At 68.5% G+C, this 20,932-nt stretch carries 17 protein-coding genes; 9 read left to right on the top strand and 8 right to left on the bottom strand.

The window, feature by feature from the left end; translation table 11 throughout:
• Positions 1–10: 10 nt before the first annotated feature.
• Positions 11–1,015 (bottom strand): LysR family transcriptional regulator, encoded by a 1,005-nt coding sequence (locus AC1DYI_RS02090; RefSeq protein WP_477202426.1) that lies wholly within the window; start codon positions 1,013–1,015, stop codon positions 11–13.
• Positions 1,016–1,181: 166 nt separating this feature from the next.
• On the opposite strand from AC1DYI_RS02090, the gene AC1DYI_RS02085 reads away from it, so the two are divergent.
• The 3 genes from AC1DYI_RS02085 (at position 1,182) to AC1DYI_RS02075 (ending at position 3,758) form a co-directional block, all read left to right on the top strand.
• The gene (locus AC1DYI_RS02085; protein ID WP_477202425.1) at positions 1,182–1,817 is read left to right on the top strand and encodes an FMN-dependent NADH-azoreductase; all 636 of its coding nucleotides are present in this window, start codon (positions 1,182–1,184) and stop codon (positions 1,815–1,817) included.
• A 68-nt stretch (positions 1,818–1,885) separates the two neighbouring features.
• Entirely contained in the window at positions 1,886–2,776 is an 891-nt protein-coding gene (locus AC1DYI_RS02080; protein WP_477202424.1) for a pirin family protein, read from the top strand.
• A 46-nt stretch (positions 2,777–2,822) separates the two neighbouring features.
• On the top strand, positions 2,823–3,758 hold the full coding sequence (locus AC1DYI_RS02075) for a beta/gamma crystallin-related protein (protein ID WP_477202423.1): 936 nt from the start codon (positions 2,823–2,825) through the stop codon (positions 3,756–3,758).
• Positions 3,759–3,833: 75 nt separating this feature from the next.
• On the opposite strand, the gene AC1DYI_RS02070 is transcribed toward AC1DYI_RS02075, so the two are convergent.
• Complete coding sequence (locus AC1DYI_RS02070) at positions 3,834–5,123, bottom strand: DUF4397 domain-containing protein (protein ID WP_477202422.1); 1,290 nt, start codon at positions 5,121–5,123, stop codon at positions 3,834–3,836.
• A gap of 289 nt (positions 5,124–5,412) precedes the next feature.
• Between AC1DYI_RS02070 and AC1DYI_RS02065 the strand changes: the two genes are divergently transcribed.
• Positions 5,413–6,207, top strand: coding sequence for a flagellin N-terminal helical domain-containing protein (locus AC1DYI_RS02065; protein ID WP_477202421.1), 795 nt, complete (start codon positions 5,413–5,415; stop codon positions 6,205–6,207).
• Between the two features lie 4 nt (positions 6,208–6,211).
• Here AC1DYI_RS02065 and AC1DYI_RS02060 read toward each other — a convergent pair whose 3' ends face one another.
• From AC1DYI_RS02060 to AC1DYI_RS02045, 4 genes are all read right to left on the bottom strand, one after another.
• Complete coding sequence (locus tag AC1DYI_RS02060; protein ID WP_477202420.1) at positions 6,212–7,858, bottom strand: hypothetical protein; 1,647 nt, start codon at positions 7,856–7,858, stop codon at positions 6,212–6,214.
• A 117-nt stretch (positions 7,859–7,975) separates the two neighbouring features.
• A complete protein-coding gene (locus AC1DYI_RS02055; protein ID WP_477202419.1) occupies positions 7,976–9,874 on the bottom strand; it encodes a beta strand repeat-containing protein in 1,899 nt (632 codons plus the stop codon).
• A gap of 145 nt (positions 9,875–10,019) precedes the next feature.
• Positions 10,020–11,354, bottom strand: coding sequence for a calcium-binding protein (locus tag AC1DYI_RS02050; RefSeq protein WP_477202418.1), 1,335 nt, complete (start codon positions 11,352–11,354; stop codon positions 10,020–10,022).
• Positions 11,236–11,655: a hypothetical protein gene (locus tag AC1DYI_RS02045; RefSeq protein ID WP_477202417.1), complete on the bottom strand. Its 420-nt coding sequence runs from the start codon at positions 11,653–11,655 to the stop codon at positions 11,236–11,238. The genes AC1DYI_RS02050 and AC1DYI_RS02045 overlap by 119 nt, the downstream gene beginning before the upstream one ends.
• Positions 11,656–11,795: 140 nt before the next feature.
• Between AC1DYI_RS02045 and AC1DYI_RS02040 the strand changes: the two genes are divergently transcribed.
• On the top strand, positions 11,796–13,748 hold the full coding sequence (locus AC1DYI_RS02040) for a hypothetical protein (RefSeq protein ID WP_477202416.1): 1,953 nt from the start codon (positions 11,796–11,798) through the stop codon (positions 13,746–13,748).
• Positions 13,749–13,869: 121 nt separating this feature from the next.
• On the opposite strand, the gene AC1DYI_RS02035 is transcribed toward AC1DYI_RS02040, so the two are convergent.
• Positions 13,870–15,108 carry a glycerophosphodiester phosphodiesterase gene (locus AC1DYI_RS02035; RefSeq protein ID WP_477202415.1) on the bottom strand — a complete coding sequence of 413 codons (1,239 nt, stop codon included), beginning with the start codon at positions 15,106–15,108 and terminating at the stop codon, positions 13,870–13,872.
• Between the two features lie 190 nt (positions 15,109–15,298).
• Here AC1DYI_RS02035 and AC1DYI_RS02030 point away from each other — a divergent pair, with 190 nt between their 5' ends.
• A complete protein-coding gene (locus AC1DYI_RS02030; protein WP_477202414.1) occupies positions 15,299–15,577 on the top strand; it encodes a hypothetical protein in 279 nt (92 codons plus the stop codon).
• Positions 15,578–15,699: 122 nt separating this feature from the next.
• Here the strand turns inward: AC1DYI_RS02030 and AC1DYI_RS02025 are convergent, their stop codons facing one another.
• Positions 15,700–16,263, bottom strand: coding sequence for an NnrU family protein (locus tag AC1DYI_RS02025; protein ID WP_477202413.1), 564 nt, complete (start codon positions 16,261–16,263; stop codon positions 15,700–15,702).
• 182 nt (positions 16,264–16,445) lie between these two features.
• On the opposite strand from AC1DYI_RS02025, the gene AC1DYI_RS02020 reads away from it, so the two are divergent.
• From AC1DYI_RS02020 to AC1DYI_RS02010, 3 genes are all read left to right on the top strand, one after another.
• On the top strand, positions 16,446–17,276 hold the full coding sequence (locus AC1DYI_RS02020) for a hypothetical protein (RefSeq protein ID WP_477202412.1): 831 nt from the start codon (positions 16,446–16,448) through the stop codon (positions 17,274–17,276).
• 205 nt (positions 17,277–17,481) lie between these two features.
• Positions 17,482–18,528, top strand: a complete 1,047-nt coding sequence (locus tag AC1DYI_RS02015) for a TRAP transporter substrate-binding protein (RefSeq protein ID WP_477202411.1) — start codon at positions 17,482–17,484, stop codon at positions 18,526–18,528.
• On the top strand, positions 18,525–20,932 hold a 2,408-nt coding region (locus tag AC1DYI_RS02010), incomplete at its 3' end, for an ATP-binding protein (RefSeq protein ID WP_477202410.1). The genes AC1DYI_RS02015 and AC1DYI_RS02010, both read left to right, overlap by 4 nt.

Here is a 20,932-nt window from a genome sequence, read left to right as displayed (position 1 = left end):
GGTCCGACGGTCAGGGCCGCTGCAGCGTTTCCWGGCCTGGACACACGCTGCAGACGTCAGCGCCCTTTTCCCGGCAGGGCTCCAGCGTGGCCGCCAAGGCCTCGATGAAGGCGCGCGTCTTGGCTGGCATCAATCGCCGCCCGGGGAACACTGCCCAGGCCGGCGCCGGCGTTGAACGCCAGTCGGGCRGCACCCGCACCAACTGGCCGGCCCGCACATAGGGCGCAGCGAAGAAATCGCCGGCCCAGGTGATCCCCAGCCCGGCGGCCGCCATTTGCACCAGCAGCATCGGCGCATTGGCCAGCATGCGGTTGGCCGGCAGGCCCTGCCAGCGCTCTACCGGGGCCTCGGCGCCGGCGCCCTCCAGCGGCCGCTCCAATTGCCACGGGATGGGCTCGCCGCCCTGCCCTGCCACCGCCAGCGCGCGCCAGAGGTGGTGGCCGGGGGCCGTCAGCTCGTCCGGGTGGCTGGGCCGACCATTGGCCTGGATCCAATCGGGCGAGGCAAACAGCCCACCGCTGAACCACGCCAGCCGGCGCGCGGTCAGGTGCGAGTCGTCGGGCAGATCGCCCATGCGCAAGGCCAGGTCGTAGTTCTCGGCAATCAGATCGACCCGCCGCGGCGACAGGTCGAGCTCCAGCGTCACGGCCGGGTGGTCGCGCACGAAGTTCTGCAGCATTTCGGTCAGCGCCAGCAGCGCGATGTCGCCCGGCATCGACACCCGCAGGTGGCCGCTCGGCTGGGCCTGGCGGTGCTGGGCCAGCGCCAGCGTGCCGTCGACCTCGGCCACCACCTGCCGCGCATGCTCCAGCACCGCAGCGCCGAATTCAGTCACCGTCAGGCGACGGGTCGTGCGCAGGATCAACCGCTCGCCCAGCAGCGTCTCCAGGCCCGAGAGCCGGCGCGACAGCGTGGACTTGGGCAGGCCGAGCTTGTCGGCCGCGCGGGTGAAGCTGCCGGCATCGGCCACGTGGGCGAACAGGGCCAGGTCATTGGGATCGACGGCGGTCGTCATGGTGGCCTCATGAAGAAAAAAGCAAGGAAAACACGGAAAGCAGGCCGTCACTGTTCCATCAGTAGAACGAACTCGCCCATTCAAGTGGATTTATCTGCAACGGTCGGATCAATACAGTGAACCCATCGAGCCCACCCCCGCTCACCAACCCGACCGAAAGCCCACCATGAACGTCCTGCAAGTCAATTCCAGCGCCCGCGTGTTCGAAAACGACCAGGGCTCGCATTCGACCCGCCTGGCCAACGAGTTGTCGGCCCGCCTGCTGGCCGACCAGCCCGGCGCCACGCTGACCGTGCGCGACTTGGCCCGCCAGCCGCACCCGGTGCTCGACGAATCGGCGCTCGGCGCGCTGTTCACGCCGGCTGAAGCGCGCTCGCCCGAGCAAGCCGCCCGTGTCGCGCTGGATGACGCACTGATCGCCGAGATCCAGGCCGCCGACGTCGTCGTGCTGGGCGTGCCGATGTACAACTTCGGCATCACCGCGCAGCTGAAGAACTGGATCGATGCGATCGCCCGCGCCCGCGTCACCTTCCAGTACACCGAGAAGGGCCCCGTCGGCCTGCTGACCGGCAAGACCGTCTACGCGGTGCTGTCGCGCGGCGGCGTCCACCGCGACACGCCGACCGACAGCCAGGTGCCCTACCTGCGCGCCGTGCTGGGTTTCCTCGGCATGACCAACGTGCACTTCGTCTACGCCGAAGGGCTGGCGATGGGCCCGGACGCCGAAGCCCAGGCCCTGGCCAGCGCCCGCGCCGAAATCACCGCCCTGCTGGCCCGCTCCGAAGAAGCAGCGATCGCCTGAAGACCCCGGGCGGGTGCAGCCCGGCCCTGTCCCGTCACACTGAAGCCCACCGAATTGGAGAGTTCTGCATGACCACGACCACGCTCGAATCGACGCCCACCACGCTGGCCCGGCCGCGCCGGGTCGAACGCTTGGTCGTCGGCCGCCCGACCAGCGACGGCGCCGGCGTCAAGCTGACCCGCGTGCTGACGCAAGACCTGCAGCTGCGGCTGGACCCGTTCCTGATGCTCGATGCCTTCGGCACCGACAACGCCGACGACTACATCGCCGGTTTCCCGGACCACCCGCACCGCGGCTTCGAAACGGTGACCTACATGATCGCCGGCCGCATGCGCCACCGCGACTCGGCCGGCCACGAGGGCCTGCTCGAGAACGGCGGTGTGCAATGGATGACCGCCGGCCGCGGCATCATCCACAGCGAGTTGCCCGAGCAGCAGGAGGGCCGGATGGAAGGCTTCCAGCTGTGGCTGAACCTGCCCGCGAAAGACAAGATGGTGCCAGCCGGCTACCGAGACATCCCGGCGGCCGAGATCCCGCACTGGGTCGCGCCGGGTGTCGACGTGGCCGTGATCGCCGGGTTGGCCGGCAGCGGCAGCAATGTCGTCGCCGGCGCAGTGCAGCGTGAGCACACCGAGCCGATCTACCTCGACATCCAGCTCGACGCCGGCGTGCGTTTCGAGCAGGTGCTGCCGCCCGGCCACCAGGGCTTCGTCTATGTCTTCCGAGGCGAGGCCACCGTGGGCGAGACCCTGGTGCCGTCGCAGCGCATGGCGGTGCTGGCGCAGGACGCGGCGGCCGACGGCGTGGTCATCCAAGCCGGCACCGAACCCACGCGTGCGCTGCTGATCGCCGGCCGACCGCTGCGAGAGCCGATTGCGCAGTACGGGCCCTTCGTGATGAACTCGCAGGCCCAAATCATCGAGGCAGTCGAAGACTTCCGCGCCGGCCGCCTGGGCTGATCCGGCAAGGGGCTGCGGCCGCCTCCCACCGGAGGAGACCGCGACCATGGCCTTGCGCAAGCCTTTGCTCTCTTTGATGACCGCCAGTGCCGCCGCCGCGCTGGCGTGGCCCGCCGCCTCGCAGGCGGCGCCGATCGAGCTGTACGAGCAGCCCCAGTTCCAGGGCATGGCGCTGGGGCTGGACCGCGCGAACCCCAACCTGGCCGACTACGGCTTCGACAACAAGGCGCTGTCGGTCGTCGTGCGCAGCGGCAGCTGGGAGCTGTGCACCGATGCGCAGTTCCGTGGCAGCTGCCTGGTGCTGGGCCCGGGCCAGCACCCCAACCTGCCGCCGGGACTGCAGCGTGCGCTCAGCTCGGTGCGGCCCAAAGACGGCGGCTCGCCGAACGGTGGTGGCGTCGACCCGAATGCCGCGGTGGTGCTCTACGACGACGGCGATTACAGCGGCAAGTCGCTCGCCGTCAACGGCCCGATCGCGTCGCTCGGCAAGCTCGACATGGGCGACCGCGTCTCGTCGGTCGAGGTGCGGCGCGGCATCTGGCAGCTGTGCGAAGACTCGAACTTCCAGGGCAGCTGCATCGTGCTCGAGCCTGGCCGCCACCACCTGAGCGGCCCGATGCACGACGAAGCCTCGTCGATCCGCCCGCTGTACGGCCCCAACCGCCAGCCGCTGCCCGAAGCCGGAGGGCTGACGCTGTACGAAAACAGCGACTTCAGCGGCCGCAGCCTGCTGATCACCGCGCCGACCGAGTACCTCGGCCGGCTCGACTTCGGTGACGTGACATCCGCTGTCGACGTGCACAGCGGGCTGTGGGACATCTGCACCGACTCGGTCTACAAGGGCCGTTGCATCACGCTCGGCCCCGGCCGCCATGTGCTGACCGGCGGCACCCACGACCGCGCTTCGTCGGTGCGCCCGCGCCTGCCCGACAACTCGCCGGCCTGGCGCGGCGCGGACCCGGAGCGTCGCCGGATCTACTGATTCGATGTCGCCGCCACCATGAAAAACGGGGCCCGAGGGCCCCGTTCCTTTTTGGCTGTGAGAGCCGCTGAACGATCAGCGCTCCTTGCGCAGCACGCCCACCGGGCCGTTGATCGTGTCGAACATGAACATCGTGTAGATGCCCTTGCCGAGCAGGTTCACGTCGGTCACGTTGTAGATGCTGCCCGAGCTGGGCGTCGTGATGTCGATCGTGGCCGCCGAGCTGGCGGTCTGGGCATCGAAGGCCGAGGCCGCACCGAAGGCCAGATCGCTGGCCACGGCGCTGAAGTCGATCGYCATCGACAGGTTCTCGGCAGCCAGCGACGGGGCGGCGTGCACCAGGCGCAGCTTGTACTCGGTGCTGACGGTCGGCAGGCGGTCGTCGTCGGCGATCGCATTGACAGTCGCGTCACCCGCCCCGGTACCCGACACCAACAGCGTCACGTCCGCACCAGCGACGAAGGTCACCGGCTTGTCGGTCAGCGCGGTGCCGTTGACCACGGTGTGCACGGTCTGCGCACCGGCGTTCACCAGCACGTAGTCACGGATCGTGGCCGACTTGACGTTGCTGGCCAGGCCCACACCACCAGCCGACAGGCTGACCGTGCCGGCGTCGGCAATGGCGGCGACCACGCGGGCGCGGGCCTTGGTGTTCAGGTACGGCGTCACATCGCCTTCCTGCACCACGCCGATGGCGTGCACCAGCACGCCGCCGGAGCCCGGGGACATCACCAGGGTCAACACGTCCTTGCTGCTCAGCACGACACCCGAAACGTCCAGGCGGATGTCGGTCTTCGAGCCGGCAGCGGTCACGCGCAGGCGGTAGGTGCCCGAGCTGATGCTGGTGAAGCTGCTCTGGGCGCCGGCGTCGACGCTGCTGGCAACCGGGGTGGCGGCGGCCAAGTCGTCGGCCTCGGCGGTCAGGTAGATGTCGAGCTCGCCCGCATCGATCGCGAGGTTGAGGGCGCTGACCTTGGTCTTGTCGCTGTCGGCGCTGTCTTCGTCGTCGGTCATGGTGACCGACCTCAGCGCGCCTTCCCAGCCATAGGCGACGACGGTGTAGTTCTTGCCGGAATCGAGCGAACCGGTCTGGTTCAGCAGCTCGGTGGTCGAGCCGGCGGCCGTCAGCACCCGGGTGACATCACCGTTGGAGACACCGGCGTAGTCGCTGCCATTGCCGAAGGTGATGGCTGAGGCCTCCTTGTTGTCGTCGACGTACATGTCGAGCGACGCATAGCCCGGGCTGGCATTGATCAGCCGCACGTTGGCATCGTTGCCGTTGTCGCCGCCGCCACCGCAGGCGGTGAGCCAGGCCAGGGGCAAAGCGGCCGCAAAGCCGAGCAGGTGGCGTTTAGTGATGCGCATGGTCAGTCCAGGTCCCTTCGGTACGGCCTCGCATGGTCGGCAGGCCGTGTTGCGTGAATATTGCGCCCTGTTACCGGTCGTGAAGCCACCGGCCCCGAGGGAGCCTCCAAAGGACGTGAGGATAACCGGTGTCGAGACCCCGCTTTTCCGTTGATCTATAGACAAGTTTTCGTGGCATAGGTCACGGGCAACTCCGCATTGCCAGACGCGGCCCTCACAGCAGCGGTTCGGCGGACGATCAGCGCGGCAACAACCGCCTCGCACCGTCGCCATGTGGAACTTCAATTCCGTGTCCAGTTCGTCCCGTTGGATCGATGCCGCCGGCTGGCGCATGAACCAGGCCAGTGAGCGTCTGTCGAGCATGCGGCGCATCAACAGCGCCGCCGATGACGCCGCCGGCCTGTCGATCTCCGAGCGCTTCCTGTCGCAGCTGAACGGTGAGCACATCGCCCACCAGGGCGCGATGGACGGCATGTCGCTGGCCGAGACGGCCGACGGCGCGCTGGGTCAGGTGTCGAGCAACCTGCAGCGCATGCGTGAGCTGGCCTTGCAATCACGCAACGGCACGCTCAACGACAGCGACCGTGCGAGCCTGAACGCCGAGTACCAGCAGCTGGGCCAGGAAGTGAACCGCGTGATCGGCAGCACCAGCTTCAACGGCCAGAAGATCCTGTCCAGCGACGCCGGTTCGCGCCAGATCAACACCGGCCCCGGCTCGAAAGACACGCTGGACCTGACCACGCCCGACCTGCGCAACGACAGCGACCTGTCGGACGTGACCGGCGGCAGCATCGCCACGTCCGGCGGCAGCAGCACCGCCATCGACTCGATCGACAAGGCGCTGAAGTCAGTTGGCCAGCACCGCGCCAGCCTCGGTGCCACCGAGCACCGGCTCGAGGCGGCTGCCGACACGTCCGACCTGCGCTTCGAAAGCACCAGCCGCGCCTACGACCGCCTGGTCAGCACCGACGTGGCGCAAACCGCCAGCAGCTGGCACCAGGCCCAGGTTCAGCAGTACGCCGCGATCTCGATGTTCCGGCAGAACCAGACCTCGATGCAGCGCCTGCTGTCGCTCTTCGGTTAGAGGCTCAAACACCCCAGACGATGTCTTCGGCGCCGGTCGACGCAGTGCCGCTCAAGTGGCCGACGATGCTCAGTTCGGCGGCGCTGACCTGGGCGTCGTTGCCCGATGAGGTGAAGTACAGCGCCAGCGAATCGGTGCCGTTGTCGACCATGAACAGCACCGTCTGACCTTCGGCGTAGGCTTGGTCGGCGCTGCCAATCGCAGCCGCTGCCGCGTCCAGCGTCAGGTCGCCGAAGATGTCGGCCGCGACGATCACCAGCTCGGCGCTGGCGCCAAAGCCGCCCGGGCCGTTGACGGTGACCGCGCCTTCGACCTGCAGGTCACCGTCACCCACCGCCAGCGTCGACTGGCTCAGGCTGAGGTGATCGATGCCGCTTTCGAAGTCGGCGATGTAGATCATCTCCTCCCAGCGCACTTCCTTCGCGCCGAGCAAGAACACGTCATCGCCGGTGCCGCCTTCCAGCGTGTTGATGCCGTGGCTGGCCGACAGCGTGTCGTTGCCGGCGTCGCCGCTCGCATGGGCAGTTCCGAAGCCGGTGCCGACAGCGTTGATGCGGTCGCCGCCGTTGCCGCCGCTCAAGACATAGTCGCCATGGCCGTAGCCGACGACGGTGTCGTTGCCGTCGCCGCCGAGCACCGTCATCGAGGGGCTGCTGTTGTCTTGCCGACCGGTGACGTGGTCGTCCCCCAAGCCCCCATCGACCAGCACCGCCGAGCCAGCTTCACCGGTGATGGTGTCGTTGCCGTCGCCGCCATAGGCGAAGACCTTGTTCATTGGCGCGTAGACGTCGATCGAGTCGTCGCCAATGCCGCCGTCGACCCGGCCATCGTCGTAACCACCACCGACCAGGCCGTGGATCGTGTCGTTGCCGGCCCCGCCCTGCGCATTGCGGGTCAGGTAGGTCTCGAGCTGGTCGTTGCCGTCGCCGCCGTCCATGACGGCGCCGCCCTGCAGGGTGTCCTGCCCGGTGCCGCCATACAGATGGTCCGCGTCGCCGTGGTAAATCCCACCGCTGCCGGCCACCAACAGGTCGTCACCGTCATTGCCGTACAAGGTGTTGGAGCCCCGGGTCACGCTGATCGTGTCGTTGCCGTTCCCACCGTACAGCAAATCGTGGGAGTACTCCTGCAGGCCGGCGGTCACGGTGTCGTCGCCATCGCCGCCGATCAGCTTGTCCACATTGCTCGGCGAAATGACGTGGCCGCCGCTGAGCGTATCGTTGCCGTCCAGGCCGTTGAGCACGTTGCTGCCGGCGTTGTCGGTGATCAGGTTGTTTAACCCGTTGCCGGTGGCCTGCAGCGAAGCGCTGCCCGACAGCGTCAGATTCTCGACATGCTTGCCCAGCGTCCAGTCGACCGACGCCACGACCGTGTCGATGCCTTCGTGCGCCCGCTCGCGCACGACATCACCCAGGTTGTCGACGAGGTAGGTGTCGTTACCCTCGCGGCCCACCATGCGGTCGGCCCCTTCGGCGCCGTCGATGGTGTCATCGCCATGGCTGCCGCGCAGCGTGTCGTCGGCCGGTGTGCCGACGATCACCTTCTGCGGCTCGGCCGCCCACCAGGGCGACGCGGCCGGCTCCCACCCGTTGTCGTCTTCGAGCCTCAGGCCCGGCTTGACCTCGTGCCCTGCATTCCATCGCTTCGACATGGTGCCCTCTCTTCATGTGGTGGCCAGCCGCGCCTTGCATGGCACCGACGCCGACCGGGTCCCATCCCAGGTTTGCTCAGCGAGGCCCCCCACGGCGGCTTCGCCGAGCGCTCGCGTTCAGACGCTCCAGACAATGTCTTCGGCGCTGGTCGACGCGGTCGATGTCAGCGTGCCGACGATGCTCAGTTCGTCGGCGGTGACCTGCGCGTCATTGCCCGATGAGGTGAAGTACAGCACCGTCGAGTCGACGCCGTTGTCGACCACGAACAGCACCGTCTGGCCGGCCTCGTAGGCCTCGTTCGCGCTGCCGATCGCCGCCGCGGCGCTGTCCAGCGTCACGTCGCCAAAGATGTCCGCCGCGACGATGACCAGCTCGGCGCTGTTGTCGAAGCCACCCGGGCCGTCGACGGTCACCGCTCCGTCGGCGAAGAGGTCACCGTTGCCCACCGCCAGCGTCGCTTGGCTGATCCCGAGATGGTCGGTGCCGCTCGTGAAATCGGTCGTCCAGACCTCGTCGGTGTGGAGCACCTGCTTGGCGCTCAGCACGAACAGGTCGCTGCCTTCGCCACCGGTCAGCGCGGCCATGCCGTGCGGCGACATCAAGGTGTCGTTGCCGTCACCACCGTCGATGGTGACCATGCCCTGAGCCGTCCGGCCGCTCAGCACATCGTCGCCGCTGCCGCCTTCCACCGTGCAGTCGCCATTGCTGTTCGCGGCGCTGACCACGTCGTTGCCGTCGCCGCCGAGCAGCGAAATCACGCCCGGGCCGCCGGTCTCGCGATGGCCGGTCACCAGGTCGTCGCCGATGCCGCCTTCGATCCTGACGTTCATCTGTGCGCCGCCGTCGATGGTGTCATTGCCGTCGCCGCCGTAGGCGTTCAGGTGGTTGTTGAGGGCATACGAGTCGATCCAGTCGTCGCCCGCACCCCCCTCGACCGACAGGTTGCTGTAGCCCGAACCACCGCTGCCGGTGATGGTGTCGTTGCCCTGGCCACCTTGGGCGTAGCCGGTGAAGACGTTGGTCGTCATCAAGTCGTCGCCGTCGCCGCCAGAAAGACTGCCACCGCCTTGCAGCGTGTCGTTGCCCGCGCCGCCGTCAAGATAGTCGCTCGGGCCGTGGTACATGCCGCCATTGCCGGCCAGCAGCAGGTCGTCGCCGCCACCGCCGTACAGCGAATTCGCGCCGGCCTGCACCGTCAGCTTGTCGTTGCCTTCGCCGCCGTAGAGCACGTCACTCGAGTAGCTGTAGCGACCGGCATTCAGCACGTCATCGCCGTTGCCGCCATCCAGCGTGTCGCTCGCCCCGGGCGACAGCACGGTGCCGCCGTTGAGGGTGTCGTTGCCGTCCAGGCCCGACAGCAGGTCCGAGCCGATCCAGTCGGACATCGAGTTGGCCAGTTCGTTGCCGTAGCCCTTGATGCCGGCTGTGCCGTTCGACGACATCCCCAGGTTCTCGACCCCCGCGCCCAGCGTGTAGTCGACCGACGTCACGACCGTGTCGGTGCCCTGGCCCGCCTTCTCGGTGACCACGTCGCCGGCGTTGTCGACACGGTAGCTGTCGTCGCCCTTGCCGCCGACCATCGTGTCGGCGCCGCCCAGGCCGTCGAGCAGGTTGTTGCCGGCGTTGCCGGTCAGCTTGTTGGCCAGCGCGTTGCCGGTGCCCGACAGGCCTGCCGTGCCGGTCAGCACCAGGTTCTCGACGTTGTTGGCCAGCGTGTAACTGACGCTGGCCTTGACGGTGTCCTTGCCGCCGCCCGCGGCTTCGACGACGCGATCGCCGACGTTGTCGACGAGGTAGGTGTCGGCGCCCTTCAGGCCCCGCATCTCGTCGGCACCGGCACCGCCGTCGATCGTGTCGGCGCCACTGGTGCCAATCAGCGTGTCGTCACCAGGCGTGCCGTTGATGACGGATTCAGGTGACACGCGCCACCAGGCGACATCGCCACGGGCGTTCCCCTGGTCATCGTCCCAAGTCTGGCCGGTCTTCACCAAGTGGCCTGCGTTCCAACGGTTCAAGTGCATCCTCCTGACAAGTTATGTGCCGAGCGCCATTCCATGATCAAGCGCTGCGGGCAGCCATCCTTCATTCGTGGTGGCCCGCGCACGGGGCGTGCAGTCTGTCACACCGAGAAGGCGCCACGCCGACCCGGTGTGCACAAGGTCAGGTGCCCCAGACCACGTCTTCTGCACCGGTCGATGCGGTGCCGGTCAGGCGCCCGATGACGCTCAGCTCCGACGCGCTGACGACGGCGTCGGTGCCGGACGAGGTGAAGTACAGCGCCCAGGAGTCGACGCCGTTGTCGACCATGAAGACCACCGACTGGCCCTTGGCATAGTTGTGGTCGCCACTGCCGATGGCGGCGGCAGCCTTGTCCAGTGTCAGGTCGCCGAAGATGTCGGCCGCGACGATCACCAGCTCGGCGCTCGTGTCGAAACCGCCCGGTCCGTTGGTCGTCACCGCGCCCTCGACCTGCAGGTCGCCATCGCCCACCTTCAGCGTCGACTGGCTGACGCCGAGGTGGTCGTGGCCGCTTTCGAAATCGGCCGTGTAGACCATGTCCTGGTAGAGGATTTCCTTGGCGCTCAACAGGAACGTGTCGTCGCCGGCGCCGCCAGTCATCGTCGCCACGCCGTGGCTGGCCGACAGCGTGTCATTGCCGGCGTCGCCAGACATCTGAATGTCCGCGTCGCCACTGCCGCCGAAGGAGGCGATCAACCGGTCATCGCCCTCGCCGCCGCCCAGGCTGTAGCCGCCATAGACGCTGCTGCCGGTGACCGTGTCGTTGCCCTCGCCGCCCAGCAGCGCCATGTCGCGCGAGCCGCCCGGCTGGTGGCCCGACACTTGGTCATCGCCGGCGCCGCCATCCATCTCCAGCTTCCCGATGCACTCCCCGGCCAGCACGTCGTTGCCGTCGTCGCCCTCGATCGACAGGTAGTTCATCCCCCACAGGTCGATCTTGTCGTTGCCGTTGCCGCCCTCGACGAAGCCGCTGCTCCAGCCGCCACCTGCCGTGCCCGTCATCGTGTCGTTGCCTTCGCCCCCATACGCAGTGTTGGTGTTGTAGAGCTTCATGACGTCGTTGCCGTCGCCACCGTCCTGCACATAACCCCCTTGCAGCGTGTCGCGGCCGACGCCGCCATACAGGAAGTCCGCATTGCCGTCGATGTCGCCGCTGCCGGCGACCAGCAGGTCGTTGCCCTCGTCGCCGTAGAGCCGGCTCATCCCCGCCTGGACACTGAGCTTGTCGTTGCCCGTCCCGCCATGCAGCACGTCATGCGAGTAGTTGCGCTGGCCGGCGGTCAAGGTGTCGTCACCACTGCCGCCCCACAGCGTGTCGGCGTGGCTCGGCGACACGATGTTGCCGCCGTCGATCGTGTCATTGCCTTCCAGGCCCTTCAGAACATTGCTGCCCATATCGCCGGTGATGACGTTGTCCAGCGCGTTGCCGGTGCCACTCAGGCCGGAGAGATCGCCATCCAGGTCCAGGCTCGACATTCGCGCCCAGCGTCCAGCTGACATGGGCAATCACGGTGTCGTTGCCTTCGCCGGCCAGCTCGTGCACCTTGTCGCCCGCGTTGTCGACGTAATAGAGGTCATTGCCGCCGCGGCCGATCATCCGGTCGGCTCCCGCCGCGCCGTCGATCGAGTCGTCGCCGTTGCTGCCGCGCAGCGTGTCGTTGTCCGGCGTGCCGGTGATCACCTTGCCGGGACTGAGCTCCCACCAGGCCTCTTCGGTCCGGTCATCGAAACCAGCACCCGGCTGGTGGTGGCGTTCGGCGTTCGAGCGGTTCAACATGCGTCCCTCGCGTCAGTGGTCGGAGCGCGCATTCAAGGCGCAGCCCCACGCCCGGGCCATCCCTAGCTTGGGTGTTGATCAACGCCATCAAGATGCGCGGTTAGGATCCGAAGGCCTCATCAGCAGACAGGACAGCCGTCATGAAACGCCAGCTCGGCTCAGCGGTGCCCCCGTGCGAGAGACGCCCCACGGCCTGGTTCGCGCCGGGCGTGCTGTGGCAAGCCGGGCGCGAGTGGCTGCAGTCGGCCAGCTTCCAACGAAACCTCGATCGGCGTGAAATGTTCACGCCCGGCCTCGCGCCGATCGACTTCAGCGCGCAACCGGTGAGTGACGCGCAGCCCTTCTGGTTCGACTTCATGTCCGACACCGGGGATGGCGGCGACGCGACCTTCACCGTCGCGCAGGCGCTGCTCGCGCCGGTCTTGGAGCTCGACGACGCCGACGGCCAACACCACCGCCTGCCCGAAGGCCAGCTGCTGGTGCTCGGCGGTGACCTCGCCTACCCCGGCGCCAGTGCGCTCGAGTACCAGTACCGCTTCATCGAGATGCTGGCCGCCGCGCAATCACCCGACAGCCGCTTCGGCACCACCGACCACGGTGGCCCGGGCCAAGCCGCCCCGCGCAAGTTCATCGTCGCGATCCCGCAGAACCACGACTGGTTCGACTCGGCGTCGACCTTCTGCCGCTACTTCGTCAACTACGACCAGGGCGCGGTGATCGGCGCCCGCACGCCGCAGCGCCAGACCTATTTCGCGACCAAGTTGCCGCAAGGCTTCTGGCTGCTCGGGCTCGATTTCGCGCTGGTCGGTGACATCGACCGGCTGCAGTTCGAATCCTTCGCTGCCTTGCTGTCGGCGCAGAGCACCTGCGGCATCGCGCCCGGCGACGATGTGCTGCTGATCTACCCCGAGCCCTACTGGACGCGGCCGCTGGGTGACCACGCCGCACCCGGCTACCCGCGCCGCTACCAACGGCTCGAAGCACTGATCGAGGCGCGCGGCGCGCGCATCCGCGTCCGCATCGCCGGCGACTTGCACCTGTACAGCCGGCAGACGCTGGAGGCGGATCCGCTGACCGGGCTGTCCAGCCACCTCGTGATCTGCGGCACCGGCGGTGCCTTCCTGCACCCGACACACAGCCAGGAAGTGCAAGCACTCAAGGTGCTGGACCGCAGCCCTGAGCCCAACGCTGCCAGCCTCGACCTCGGCGTGCGCGTGCGGGTCGGCATCGCCGAACGCGGCGACGACAGCGCGACCCACACCCAGTTCCGGCACGAATCGGCGACCATGGACTTCCCGCCGCCGGCGCGCACGCGCACGCTGGCCTGGGCCAACCTGCTGGCGTTGCTGCAGGTGCGCTTCTCGCGCTCACCGCGCGAACTGGGGTTGCTGGCAACACTGGCCGAAGCCTGGCAATCCAACCTTGGCTTCGCGCTGTGCCTGGGCCTGCTGTACGGCTTCAATGCCTACGTCAACTCGGGCGTGTTCTCCGCCAGCTACCGGCCCGATGGCTTCGCACCGATGGGCGAGCTGGGCTTCGTCGCTGCGCACTGGTTGTGGCTGAAGGCAATGGTGTTCAGCCCGTTCGCCGCCTTCGTCAACCTGTTCATGCTGGCCGGCTGCGTGCAGACCGCGTGGGAAGGGCCAGCACCGAAGCCGCTGTGCATTGCCAGCGGCCTGGCACACGGCCTGCTACACGCGTGGCTGATCTTTGCGCTGTACTGGCTGGCGTGCCACACGCTGACGCCGCACTTTCCCACCTTGGCCGGCTGGCCGCCACCCTTGCGCGACACGCTGCTCGCACTGGTCACCTGGTACGCCGTCGGCATCGCCGGGTTGCTGGCAGGCGGCTTGGTTTTCGGCGCCTACCTGGCACTGGCCAGCGCGCTGTTCAACCAGCTGCCGAACCAGGCCTTCGGCTCACTCGGCTGCGCCGACCACAAAGGCTTCCTGCGCTTCAAGCTGACGCCGGCCGGGCTCGAAGTCTTCCTGCTCGGCATCGACCGGGTGCCCCGCCGCCGCTCGGCGACGGAGCCACTGCCACCCGGCTGGCGGGTGGTCGATCGCTTCCTGATCCACAAACGCGCACCTTGAGCCCCCACGCCCCCTTCCGGGGGCTGCCCCCCAAGGGGGCCCGCGCAGCGGACCGGCCAAGCCGGATCCGCGCACGCCACCGGGAGGGAGCGACGCTTCGCGCGCTCCGTGGGAGCCGGCATCAATGCTTGCAAGTACCCTTCACCAAGCAGTCGCGATACCCAGGCGCGTTCTTCAGCAGGAACATCGAACGGCCGACGACCGCGCTTTCGGTGAAGTCCGAGAACACACCGTCGACACCGAGCGTGAAGAAGCGCTGGTACTCGTTGGTCGGCGTGCCGATGTCTTCCAGTGGCAGCCGTGAGTCTTCGCTGCGGAAGGTGTACGGGTGCACCACCAGCCCGTTCGCATGGGCGTTCGTCACCACCGCAGTGGCCGGCAGCACGGTGCGGTCGGCTTCGTTGACCAGGCCGTCGCCGTTGGCGTCCTGGCAGGCGCCATTGACGACCACCTTGCAGGCCGTCGACTGCAGGTAGTACTTCCAGGGCCCGATGCCGTCGGCGTAGGTGGCCACCTCGGCCAGGCCGGCCGGCGTCACCAGGTCGCTGAACAGCCCCTGGCGGCCCGAGACGACCCAGTCGTAGGGCTTGTCGTAGGGCGGCACGAAGCTCAGTGAACCGTCGGGGTTCAAGCCGTCGGCGTCGACCAGCTGCACCAGGTGCACCTTGGTCTTGGCTCGCAGCTCACGCAGGTTGGCGGTCTCGAAGCTCTGGATGAACACCGGCGCGTTGCGGTAGTTCCAGCCGGCCAGCGTCAGCTCGTCGAGCAAGCGGTCTTCCAACGGCAAGCCCAGGCTCTTGTGGTAGGTCGGGTGCTTGGTCTCGGGGTAGATGCCGATCGTGCGATCCTTTTCCAGCGTCTTGCGCTTGACYAGCGCGATCACCTCGCGCAGCGTCGGGATCTTGTACTGGCCATCGAAGCCGTGGTCGCGCTGACCCATCGGCTGCACCGCGCGCAGCTCCTTGATCTCGGCCAGGGTGAAGTCGCTGGCGAAGAAGCCCTCTTCGGCCGCACCGTCGATGACCGCCACCCGCTTGCGCGACGCGAACTTCGGGATGCTCGACACGTTGGTCGTCGCGATCAGGTTCGGCTCATGGCGCGCGATCAGCACGCCGTCCTTGGTCGCCACCAGGTCGGGCTCGACAAAGTCGGCGCCCAGCTCGATCGCCAGCGCATAGCCTTCCAGCGTGTGGTCGGGCAGGTGGCCGGCGGCACCGCGGTGGCCGATCACGATCGGCGGGCCGGACAGCTGCGGCAGTGCCGCCTGGGCCGGTGCGCTGCCGAGGGCGGTCAAGGCGGCCAGTGCAACGCCGGCGAGCCGCGCGCCTTGGCGCCGGGCGGATTTCTTGGTCTGGTTCATCGAAGCCTCCGGGACATCAAAGGCCTGCGACCTTAGTCACGCGGCGTGACGCGGGCAAGACCCGTTGATGACGGCGAGGTAACAGAACTGGCCGGCGCTCACCCCGTTGTTCCGAGGCTAACCCTGGTGGAAACCCGCGTAGTCTTACGAACATGCTGTCACGAGCCCAACGCCGGGCCGGAGGAACACGATGAAACCCGCCTACCAGCGCACTTACCGCCCCGAACTGCGTCCCGAGCTGCCGCCGCTGACCTGGCCGGCGCCGCTAGACGCGTTGCCGCCGCTTTGCATCACCAAGGCCCCGGAAAGCCCGGGCTGGAAGGACACCGAGCCCCTGAACCTCGCGACCGAGGTGGGCGCGCTGTTCGAGGCTGACCGCGGCAGCATCTTCGAGGAATCGCTCAACGGCCTTCAGGTGCGCGAGCTGATCGGCAGCCGCCTGTTCGAAAAGCTCTTCGGAACGAGCTGAGTTGCCCCCGGCGGCGCTCCGCAGGAGCCGCCGCACTTCAAGTGGCGTGCGCGGATCTGGCTCCGCCAGTCCGCTGCGCGAGCCCCCTCGGGGGGCAGCCCCCGGAAGGGGGCGTGGGGGTCTCAAAACGGCCTGACGCCAATCCACGCCGCGTGGGCCCAGAAGGCAAAGAAGGCCCACAGCGCTACGCCCGCGACCACCGCAATCGCGGTGCGCCCTGGCTTCAAGTCCACCGCCACCGGCCCACGCCGGCGCGCGCTGCGAAACGCCAGCACCGCCCAGACGAGGAAGCCGCCGAACAGCAGCACGTCGGCCAGCGTGTTGTTGGCCAACAGGTGAGCGAAGGCCCACAGCTTGGTGCCCAGCAGCATCGGGTGCTGCAGCTTGGCCTGGATCAGATTGCCGCCGACCTGCGATGCGGCGATCAGGATGAAGGCGACCAGCACCAGCGGCGCCGCCAGGTGGCGCAAGCCCGCCGGGGTCGTCCACAGCACCACCGGCTGCTGACGCGCCTGGCCATAACCCCAGACCAGCAGCGCGAAGCCAGCCAGCGACGCCAGCGAGTACACACCACGCCAGGCGGTCCGGCCGATGCGCGCGATCTGCGCTTCGCGCCAGGCAGGCGCCACGATGCGCACCGAATGCACGCCGAGAAACAGCAGCAGGCCCAGCACCAAGGCAGTCATCTCACATCGCTCCCGTGTCGATCAACGCGCGCATTGTGGCGGCAGGCCGCTGCGGCGCACAGGCATGCAAGCTGGGGGGATCCTCCGTCCCTTGTCTCCTGCAGCTGAAGGATGACAAGCGGCAGCGTTTGACGCAGGCTTCGCAGTTCCACGGGGAAAGCCCGGGCCGCCAGGAGACTGCGATGCCCAGCCTGACCAGCGCGTTGCGCGCCGAGTACCAGCAGCTGTTCGACGGTTGCCAGATCCGCCCCGAGCGACAAGCCGAGGTCGACGCCTGCGCCGAGCGTGCCCTCGTCCAGCAAGCCCGCTACGACAGCGTCGCCCGGCCGCTGGGCATGCCCTGGTATGTGCTGGCGGTCATCCACAGCCTGGAAGCCAGTGCCCGCTTCGACACCCACCTGCACAACGGTGACCCGCTCGTGGCCCGCACGGTGCACGTGCCCTCGGGCCGGCCGCCCGGCCCGCCGCCATTCGCTTGGGAGACCAGCGCCACCGACGCGCTGCAGCTGGCCCGCTACGACCGCTGGAACGACTGGAGCGTGCCCGGCATCTTGTACAAGTGGGAAAGCTACAACGGCTGGGGCTACCGCAACGCCCACCCCGAAGTCAAAAGCCCCTACCTGTGGAGCTACACCAACCACTACCTGCGCGGCAAATACGTGGCCGACGGCACCTTCTCGGACAGCGCGGTCAGCAAGCAGGTCGGTGCCGCGGCGCTGCTGCGGCGCCTGGCTGAAAGGGGCGCGCTGGTCGACCCCGTGGTCGCGCCGCCAGCCCCCGTCCGCCCGGTCACCATCGCGGCCGCGCCGATCGCCGCACCACCGCTCGTCCTCGCCGCCCGGCTGCACTACGACCCCGATGTGGTCGCGCCGGACGGCATCGCGCTGCAGCGATTCCTGAACCAGTTCCCCGCCATCTTCCTGCGCGAAGACGGCCAGCTCGGGCCGCGCAGCTCGGAGGCTTTCCGAGCGGTCTTCGGCCTGTTCCTGCAAGGCGATCCACGCGCGGTTTGAACGGTTTGGCACAGTTTGTGACAGAGCCGCGGCTTCCTGCCATACTCGTTTGCGCTTCCCGGCGGAGGAGGTGAAACGGACGGACGACGCACGACGAATCGGCATGTCAGCAGCCCAGACACTCGACCGCCCCGCTGACCGGGGCCGACCTTCTTCGCGTGCCGCCACCGTCCGCACCGCCTGCGCGGCTGTCGGGCTAACTTTCATGCTGCTGGCCATCAGCACGGCGGCCGAAGCGCCGGCGGGGCCAGCTTCCGCACCGTCCGCCAGCATGTCGCTGCGTGTCGTCGGCGGCCTGGCCAACGTCAACCAGTACACCCGCCAGGAAGAGCCGTTCTGGACCCAGGAGCTGCCGCGCCTGACCAACGGCAAGCTGCGCGCGAGCATCGTCCCGTTCGACCGCGCCGGCATCCGCGGGCAGGACATGCTGCGCCTGATGCAGCTGGGCGTCGTGCCCTTCGGCACCGCGCTGGTGTCCTTGTCCAGCGCCACCGAGCCGCTGCTCGGCGCTGCCGACCTGGCCGGGCTGAACCCCGACATGGCCAGCCTGYGCCGGCATGTCTCGGCCTACCGGCCGTACCTCGAAAAGACGCTGCGCGAAAAACACGGCATCGAGCTGCTGGCGATCTATGTCTACCCGGCGCAGATGCTGTTCTGCCAGCGGCCGCTGAAGAGCCTGGCCGAACTGGCGGGCCGGCGCGTGCGCACCGCCAGTGCCACCCAGGCCGACTGGGTCGAGGCGCTGGGCGCCAAGCCGGTCAACACCTCGTTCGCCGAGATGACGCAGAACCTGCGCAGCGGCAACGTCGAATGCGCAGTGACCGGCAGCATGTCGGGCTACACGATCGGGCTGCAGCAGCACACCCAGCACCTGTTCACGATGCCGGTCAGCTGGGGCATGGCGATCTTCGGCGCCAACAGCGGCGCCTGGACCGCGCTGCCGCCCGACCAGCGCTCGATCCTGAAGCAGGAGCTGATGCGGCTCGAGCAGGTGATCTGGGCCGATTCCGAGCGTGAAACCGGCGAAGGCGTGCGTTGCCTCACCGGCGAACAAGACTGCGGTGGCCAACCCGGCCGCCTGCAGGCCCAGGCCCCGACCCCCGCCGACGACCAGCGCCGCCGCAAGGTGCTGGCCGGCACCGTGATTGCCCGCTGGATCCAGCGCTGCGGCTCCGCTTGCGCCGAAGCCTGGAACGAGACGATCGGGCCGATCAGCGGGGTCGAGGCAAGGCCAGGTTCCAGTCCTCAATGAATCCGCCTCTTCGCGTGCAGTGGGCCATCGCCGGCTTCGTGGCGGTGTTCATCGGCACTGTGCTGGCGGCCGCCGCGGCGCTGGTCAACAGCGAAGAGCGCGACGCGCTGGAAGAGGCGCGCCAGCGTGCCGAGCGCTTCATCGCCGGCGCCGAAGCCTCGCTGAACCGCACGCTGCTGGGCGTCGACGTGATGCTGGCCGGCAGCGAGACGCTGCTGCGCCCGCACCGCCTGGCCAATGGCACCTACGACGTCACCGGCACCCAGTCGCAGCTGCGCACCACCATCAGCCAGAACCTGCTGGTGCGCGACCTGGTGCTGCTGCAGCCCGACGGCACCGTGCTGGCCGCCGCCCAGCCCGACAGCGCGCGGCTGGGGCTGCCGCTGCCACCCGGCTTCGTCGCCGACGCGATGGCCCTGCCGTCGCCGCAGCTGGTGATCAGCCCGCCGCTGGTCAACTTCGTCACCACCGAGCGGATGATCTATTTCGCCCGCCCGGTCGACATGGGCGCCGGCGTGCGGGTGCTGGCAGTGGCCGAGGTGCCGGCCTCGCTGATCGCCAGCCTGTTGTCGCAAGCCGCCGACATCGACGGCCTGGTCGCCACGCTGGAGCGCGACGACGGCCAGTTGCTGGTCAGCGTGCCGCCGCACGACACCCTCGTCGGCCAGCGCCTGCCGCAGCCGCTGGGCGAAGCCATGCCCACCGGGCACGCCGAGCCCGCCCCGGCGCGCATCGGCGGAGCACCGGCACTGGTGGCCGTGCGGCCGGTGTTGTACCGGCCGTTGCTGGTGGCCGCGTCGATCCCGATCGAAGCCGCCTTGGCCGATGCCCACGAGCAGCGCCGCTTCGTGCTCGCGGCGACCTTGCTGTTCTTGCTGATGGTGCTGGGCGCTGGCGCATTTGCCCACTGGCACCTGGGCCGGCTGGCGCAAGCCCGCGCCGCGCTGAATCGCAGCAAGAACATGCTGGACGAGGCGCTGGCGTCGATGGCCGACGGCATGCTGCTGTGCGACGGCAACGACCGGGTGGTGGTCTGGAACCCGCGCTTCCTCGAGATCTACCCCTGGCTGGCCGATGTCGTCGCGCCCGGTGTGCCGTTCGAGCGGCTGGCGCTGGTCGGCGTCAACGCGATGATGCCGGACGCCGCACCGGAAGATCAGCAGGGCTGGGTCCAGCGCCGGCTGGCGATCCACCGCACCGAAGACGGCCAGCACGAGCAGATCCTGCCCAGCGGCCGCGTCATCCACGCCGTCGAGCGCCACACGCCAGATGGTGGCGTGATCACGGTCTACCACGACGTCACCTCGGCCGAGCGCGCGCTGGAGCGGGCCAAGGCCGACGCCGAGGCCGCCAACAAGGCCAAGTCACGCTTCCTGGCCTCGATGAGCCACGAGATCCGCACGCCGCTGAACGCGGTGCTGGGCATGAACGGGCTGATGCTGAACACGCCGTTGACACCCGAACAACGGCGTTATGCCGAGCTGATCCGCAGCTCGGGCCAGACCCTGCTGGCGCTGATCAACGACATCCTCGACCTGTCCAAGGTCGAGGCCGGCCGGATGGAGCTCGAGATCGTCGAGTTCGACCCGGTGGCCACCGTCAACGAGGTCGTCTCGCTGCTGGCGGTGCGCGCCGAGGCCAAGGGCCTGGCGCTGGCGATGACTTCGGCGCCGGGCCTGCCGACGCGGCTGCGCGGTGACCCGAGCCGGCTGCGCCAGGTGCTGTTCAACCTGATCGGCAACGCGCTGAAGTTCACGCCCGAGGGCCGGGTCGACGTCGACGTGACGCACCGGCCGCTGCCGGGCCGGCGTGTCGAGCTGATGATCTCCGTGCGCGACACCGGCATCGGCATCGATACCGAGACGCTGCCGCGCTTGTTCCGCCATTTCAGCCAGGGCGACTCGAGCACCGCGCGGCGCCACGGCGGCAGCGGCCTCGGGCTGGCGATCAGCCAGGAGATCGTCGAGCTGATGCATGGCCGCATCGACGTGCAAAGCGCGCCGGGCCAGGGCAGCACCTTCAGCATCGGCCTGCCGTTGGAGGTGGTGCCACCAACGATCACCGCCAGCAGCGGGCCGGCGGCAGCGCCGGCCGATGCGGCGCCCGCTGGAGCCGCATCGGCCGCCCAGCCGGCGCGGCGCATCCTGGTGGCCGAAGACAACGGCGTCAACCAGATCCTGATCAAGGCAATGCTCGACCACCTGGGCCATTTCAGCGACATCGTCGCCGATGGCTTCGAAGCGGTGCGCCAGGTCCAGGCCGCCACCTACGACCTGGTGCTGATGGACATCCAGATGCCCGGCATGGACGGCGAGGCCGCCACGCGTGCGATCCGCTCGCTGCCCAGCGGCGTCTCGCGCATCCCGATCATCGCGATGACCGCCAACGCGATGGTCGAGGAGCG

The organism is Ideonella sp. P3_A4, from assembly GCF_056403075.1.
Note: the sequence above shows the minus strand (reverse complement) of the source record. Positions and strands in the feature narration are given on the sequence as shown.

What these genes read in the sequence shown, in the direction of transcription:
- AC1DYI_RS02085 (WP_477202425.1), top strand. Translation starts at nt 1,182, where the DNA reads ATGAACGTCCTGCAAGTCAATTCCAGCGCCCGCGTGTTCGAAAACGAC.
- AC1DYI_RS02080 (WP_477202424.1), top strand. Translation starts at nt 1,886, where the DNA reads ATGACCACGACCACGCTCGAATCGACGCCCACCACGCTGGCCCGGCCG.
- AC1DYI_RS02075 (WP_477202423.1), top strand. Translation starts at nt 2,823, where the DNA reads ATGGCCTTGCGCAAGCCTTTGCTCTCTTTGATGACCGCCAGTGCCGCC.
- AC1DYI_RS02060 (WP_477202420.1), bottom strand. Translation starts at nt 7,858, where the DNA reads ATGTCGAAGCGATGGAATGCAGGGCACGAGGTCAAGCCGGGCCTGAGG.
- AC1DYI_RS02050 (WP_477202418.1), bottom strand. Translation starts at nt 11,354, where the DNA reads ATGTCGAGCCTGGACCTGGATGGCGATCTCTCCGGCCTGAGTGGCACC.
- AC1DYI_RS02045 (WP_477202417.1), bottom strand. Translation starts at nt 11,655, where the DNA reads ATGTTGAACCGCTCGAACGCCGAACGCCACCACCAGCCGGGTGCTGGT.
- AC1DYI_RS02040 (WP_477202416.1), top strand. Translation starts at nt 11,796, where the DNA reads ATGAAACGCCAGCTCGGCTCAGCGGTGCCCCCGTGCGAGAGACGCCCC.
- AC1DYI_RS02030 (WP_477202414.1), top strand. Translation starts at nt 15,299, where the DNA reads ATGAAACCCGCCTACCAGCGCACTTACCGCCCCGAACTGCGTCCCGAG.
- AC1DYI_RS02025 (WP_477202413.1), bottom strand. Translation starts at nt 16,263, where the DNA reads ATGACTGCCTTGGTGCTGGGCCTGCTGCTGTTTCTCGGCGTGCATTCG.
- AC1DYI_RS02020 (WP_477202412.1), top strand. Translation starts at nt 16,446, where the DNA reads ATGCCCAGCCTGACCAGCGCGTTGCGCGCCGAGTACCAGCAGCTGTTC.